Origin of the sequence: Burkholderia sp. (genome assembly GCF_018375725.1) — a bacterium.
In the GTDB taxonomy this organism is placed as follows: Bacteria; Pseudomonadota; Gammaproteobacteria; order Burkholderiales; family Burkholderiaceae; genus Burkholderia.
Window position 1 is genome coordinate 1 of the sequence record NZ_JAHACR010000341.1, and the last position, 4,158, is coordinate 4,158.

The 4,158-nt window shown below is 64.1% G+C and carries 5 protein-coding genes; 1 reads left to right on the top strand and 4 read right to left on the bottom strand.

Annotation, left to right across the window (positions count from 1 at the left end; genetic code table 11):
* Positions 1–607: hypothetical protein (locus KH616_RS22250; RefSeq protein WP_292251391.1), on the bottom strand; the 607-nt coding region annotated here is incomplete at its 3' end.
* A 384-nt stretch (positions 608–991) separates the two neighbouring features.
* On the opposite strand from KH616_RS22250, the gene KH616_RS22255 reads away from it, so the two are divergent.
* Complete coding sequence (locus KH616_RS22255) at positions 992–1,180, top strand: hypothetical protein (RefSeq protein ID WP_292251393.1); 189 nt, start codon at positions 992–994, stop codon at positions 1,178–1,180.
* A gap of 46 nt (positions 1,181–1,226) precedes the next feature.
* On the opposite strand, the gene KH616_RS22260 is transcribed toward KH616_RS22255, so the two are convergent.
* From KH616_RS22260 to pheT, 3 genes are all read right to left on the bottom strand, one after another.
* Positions 1,227–1,652 carry a MerR family transcriptional regulator gene (locus tag KH616_RS22260; protein ID WP_292251395.1) on the bottom strand — a complete coding sequence of 142 codons (426 nt, stop codon included), beginning with the start codon at positions 1,650–1,652 and terminating at the stop codon, positions 1,227–1,229.
* 45 nt (positions 1,653–1,697) lie between these two features.
* Positions 1,698–2,099, bottom strand: coding sequence for an integration host factor subunit alpha (locus KH616_RS22265; RefSeq protein ID WP_292251396.1), 402 nt, complete (start codon positions 2,097–2,099; stop codon positions 1,698–1,700).
* Between the two features lie 81 nt (positions 2,100–2,180).
* The coding region (gene pheT / locus KH616_RS22270; RefSeq protein ID WP_292251398.1) for a phenylalanine--tRNA ligase subunit beta at positions 2,181–4,158 on the bottom strand (1,978 nt) is incomplete at its 5' end.

Below are 4,158 nucleotides of genomic sequence, written 5' to 3' on the forward strand. Positions count from 1 at the left end.
ACTCCGACGATCTCGCCGCCCGGTTCGCGACATCCTGCGGCACGCCGACGACGCTGCCCGCCTGGATGTCGCTGAGCAACGCCTGGACGGTCGTGATCAGGCCAATCAGGTATTCGGCCTGATCCTGGTCGTTTTGGAAGCGCGGACACGCGTTTGCGTCGCCGAAATGGCCGTAGGCCGTGACGAAGTCGCGGTACGCGGCATAGCGTCGCTTCGCGGCCAGACTCTGCAGACGTTGCTCTACGATGTGGAAATCCCTTGCGCGGTTGGCCTGCCCGTCATGCAGCGCCTGCAGATACATCAGGTGCGCCTCGTTCGCTCGCATTTCCGCGCAGTATCCCGCGAGGAGTTCGGTATCCATCAGGACAGCGCTCGGACGCTTGACGACTTTCTCGAACGACTCGAGCAGCTGGTGCAGCCCGGCCCCGGTACCGCAGACGGACATATCCATGTCGTCGCTGCCCAGCACCTCCGGCACCACGTGATCATTCGCGTAATGCGCCAGCGTCATGCCGACCGGCGGATAAATCAGCGAGCAGCCGCTCAGCACGGCACCGCCCGCGAGCGCCATCGCCCACACCACCAGCCTGCGGAGATTCATTCGCATCGTCTCGCTCCGTATTTTTATGTCCCGCGATCATGCCGCGCGGCCTGCCTCGCGCCGGGGCGCGGCGCATGACTTACGCTGCGGGCAGGAACCGGAGAAGCGCCTGGACGTGTATCCGCCACCATCCGGTTCGTCTCCAGTCTTGCTTTTCTAAAAATGTAACATTGCGCAATGAGACATTCGTTCGAGAAATCTTAATGGGCGCACCGGCAATACTCAAGCGACTAGATCCCAACTTCTAAGTCCGGGGTATCACGTATGTCGCAAATCTCGAATAAACGGCTTAACCGGCCTGTGCGCCGGATCTCCGGGGATGCGTGAAGGGTGTTGCCGCCAAGGAAAGGCTTGCGTTCACACGCAGTGCCGAACGCCAATCAGGTCGCGATGACCGACGATGCGCACAGATCGGCACATATGACGCTCGGAAAGTCAATGAAGGCGCGAAACACCTGGGCCGGCCACCTCGTCAGCGCCTGCTGCAAAGCCGAGTACACGGCGCACGATTTTTTCTCGCGCTCGAGTCTGCCCGCACCCGCAACGCCGGAAGAAATGAAAAAAGCCTGCCGGTCATGAAGCCGGCAGGCTTTTGTTCTGGCGCCGCGCGGGCGCGCGGGCCGGTTCAATCGTGCTTGAGAATCGCCATCACGCCAAGAAATGCTTCGCGCAGGCTCGAGATATCGACCTGATCGCCCCGCTCCGCGGCCGGCGGGACGCTGGCGGCCTCGCCGGTTGATGACATCGCGTCCGCCATCCCTTCACCGGCTCCCGCACCGCGCGCGCCGGAATCGAGCCGGTTGCGGGCGCCGTTAATCGTGAAGCCCTGCTCGTACAGCAATTCGCGGATCCGCCTGATCAGCAGCACCTCGTGGTGCTGGTAATACCGGCGATTGCCCCGCCGCTTGACCGGTCGCAACTGCGTGAATTCCTGTTCCCAGTAGCGCAGAACGTGGGGCTTGACGCCGCATAGCTCGCTCACTTCGCCGATCGTGAAGTAGCGCTTCGCGGGAATCGGAGGCAAGACGACTTTCTCAACCGTCGTGGTCATCGTCAGTTAACCATCGGTAAAGTGCGCGGGGCCGCGCGGAACGCTTCAGCGACCGGAGCTTTGCTCCGCGCCGTTTTCGACCAGCGCCTTCAGCTTCTGGCTTGCGTGGAAAGTGACCACCCGGCGCGCGGCGATCGGAATCGCCTCGCCCGTCTTTGGATTACGGCCTGGACGCTGCGGCTTGTCCCGCAGCTGGAAGTTGCCGAATCCCGACAGCTTGACGCTTTCGCCGTTCTCGAGCGCATCGCGGATCACCTCGAAGAACGCCTCGACCATGTCCTTCGCCTCGCGCTTGTTCAGCCCGACGCTGTCGAACAGCAGCTCGGCCAGCTCCGCTTTCGTCAGCGTCGGCGTTTCGCCCGATGCCGGCGCGGAGGCGTCGCGAGACATGGCGCTGCGTTGCGCCGTCAGAAGGGCTTCGAATTCACTCGAGGTCATGTCGTTCATATCTGCCATACAGCGCGTTAAACCAAAACTCACGATCGGGAAAGGCCGCCCGGGCAGCCCTGCCCGGCGGCGACCTTTTCCTCAGCCGCGCAAGCGCGCACCGACACGCGCCATCCGCTCGACCAGCGCCTGGATCGCCGCGTCGACGACCTCATCCTGCAGCGTGCCGGCCGGATCCTGCAGCGTCACGCGGAAGGCAAGGCTCTTCTCGTGTGCGGCAAGACCACCGGAAGTGTTTGATTTTGCACGAAATTCGTCGAAGAGTACAACCTTCTGAACGAATCGGCAGGCATCGTCGGCGAGCGCCTTCTTCATTTCGTCGAAAAGCGCCTGAACCTCGACCGCCTGATCGACGACGACCGCGATGTCGCGGCGCACCGGCGGGAATTTCGACACCTCGGTCGGGGCCGGCAGCGTGCGTGCGACGAGCGCGTCGGTATCGATCTCGAACATCACCGGCGCATGCGGCAGTTCGTACTTCTGCATGAGACGCGGGTGCAGTTCGCCGATCCAGCCGACTGCGCGGCCGTCGATCTCGATACGCGCGCTGCGGCCCGGATGCAGCGCCGGATGCTCAGCCTTCACGAAGCGTGCGACCGCCGGTGCGAGGAGCGCCTCGAGGTCGCCCTTGACGTCGAAGAAATCCACGGCACGCGTCGGCGCGCCCCATTGCTCCTCGATCGCCGGGCCGTAGGCGAGCGCGCCGACCCGCTTGGGCTGCGCGTAGCCTTCGACTGTCAGCTCGCCGGCCTTGACGGACGGATCGGCGAGAAACACGCGACCGGCCTCGAACACGCGCACGCGATCCGCGCGGCGGTTGAGGTTGTGGCGCAGCACGGCGATCAGGCTGCCGAACAAGGTCGTACGCATCACCGACAGCTGGCTTGCGATCGGATTCAGCAGACGAATCGGGTTGTCGTTGCCGGCGAAATCGCGCTCCCACTCCGCGTCGACGAAGCTGAAGTTGACCGTTTCTGCGTAATCGCGCGCGGCCAGGGCGTGACGAATCGTATGGATCGAACGCTGCGTCTCGTGGGTCGCGCGCATTTCGCTCGTCGCGACCGGCGGACGCGCCGGAATCTTCTCGAAGCCATAAATTCGCGCGACTTCCTCGATCAGGTCTTCCTCGATCTCGATGTCGAAACGATGCGACGGCGGCGTCACCGAGAACACATCGCCGTCACGCTCGAACGGCAGGCCAAGACGCGTGAAGATGCCCGCGATCTCGTCGGCGTCGATCGTGACACCGATGATGCGGTTCGCGCGCGACACGCGCATCGTGACCGGCGCACGCTGCGGCAGATTGACCGCCTGATCGTCGATCGGGCCGGCCTTGCCGCCGCAGATTTCGAGAATCAGTTGCGTGATGCGTTCGACGTGCTCGACGGTCGTCGCATAGTCGACGCCCCGCTCGAAGCGGTGCGCCGCATCGGTCGAGAAGTTGTACTTGCGTGCGCGGCCGCGGATGCTGTCCGGCCACCAGAACGCCGCTTCGAGGTAGATGTTGGTCGTGTCGAGCGTGACGGCCGTGCTGTCGCCGCCCATGATGCCCGCAAGGCTCTCGACCTGACGATCGTCGGCGATCACGCCGACTGTCTCGTCCAGCTCGACCGTATTGCCGTTCAGGAGCTTGAGCGTCTCGCCGCGCTTGCCCCAGCGCACTTCGATGCCGCCGTGGATCTTGTCGAGATCGAACACGTGCGACGGCCGGCCCAGCTCGAACATCACGTAGTTCGAGATGTCGACGAGCGCCGACACACTGCGCTGGCCCGCGCGCTCGAGGCGCTCGACCATCCATTGCGGGGTTTTCGCGCGCGCGTTCACGCCACGGATCACACGGCCCGAGAAGCGGCCGCACAGGTCCGGCGCGGCGATACGCACGGGCAGCGTATCGTCGAGTTCGACGCGCACCGGGCGAATGTCGAGCGCGGTCAGCGGCGCGCCGGTGATCGCGGCCGTTTCGCGCGCCATGCCGAACACGGACAGGCAGTCCGCCTTGTTCGGCGTCAGCTTGATTTCGAAGATCGTGTCGTCGAGATTCAGTGCGTCGCGGATATCC

Bases quoted from the DNA above. Each gene is read 5' to 3' on its own strand.
- KH616_RS22255 (WP_292251393.1), top strand. From the start codon at position 992: ATGACCGACGATGCGCACAGATCGGCACATATGACGCTCGGAAAGTCA.
- KH616_RS22260 (WP_292251395.1), bottom strand. From the start codon at position 1,652: ATGACCACGACGGTTGAGAAAGTCGTCTTGCCTCCGATTCCCGCGAAG.
- KH616_RS22265 (WP_292251396.1), bottom strand. From the start codon at position 2,099: ATGAACGACATGACCTCGAGTGAATTCGAAGCCCTTCTGACGGCGCAA.